Below are 269 nucleotides of genomic sequence, written 5' to 3' on the forward strand. Positions count from 1 at the left end.
AAACTACGCGGCAGGAAAAGACTTCCACGACCTACCAGATGGTTTATTTGGTCAGCGGCATTATTAATCAGACGGGAGAGATGAAAAATGGGAAAAAAGAAAGTAAATCGTAAAAAAGTTTTGAAAAAACAATTAGCAGACTTGAAACGTGCAGGTCGTGTAGGTCTTGAAAGAGCTGCAGAGGTAGTAGAGACAGTTGCTCATAAGGCTGAGGCTGCAGTAGAGCATGCTGCGGAGCAAGTGAAAGAAGTTGTAGCAGAGGTGACTTC

The 269-nt window shown here is 43.5% G+C and carries 1 protein-coding gene and 1 pseudogene; both read left to right on the top strand.

All coding sequences use genetic code 11. The features are described 5' to 3' along the window. Positions 1-67 (top strand): DUF1912 family protein (locus C1E99_RS15535; RefSeq protein ID WP_153060105.1); only part of this gene is annotated, 67 nt, incomplete at its 5' end. A 20-nt stretch (positions 68-87) separates the two neighbouring features. Beyond that, a pseudogene (locus C1E99_RS00135) lies at positions 88-269 on the top strand (helix-hairpin-helix domain-containing protein); the annotation flags it as partial.

The sequence above is a fragment of the Streptococcus suis genome, from assembly GCF_002964045.1.
Classification (GTDB): domain Bacteria; phylum Bacillota; class Bacilli; order Lactobacillales; family Streptococcaceae; genus Streptococcus; species Streptococcus suis_U.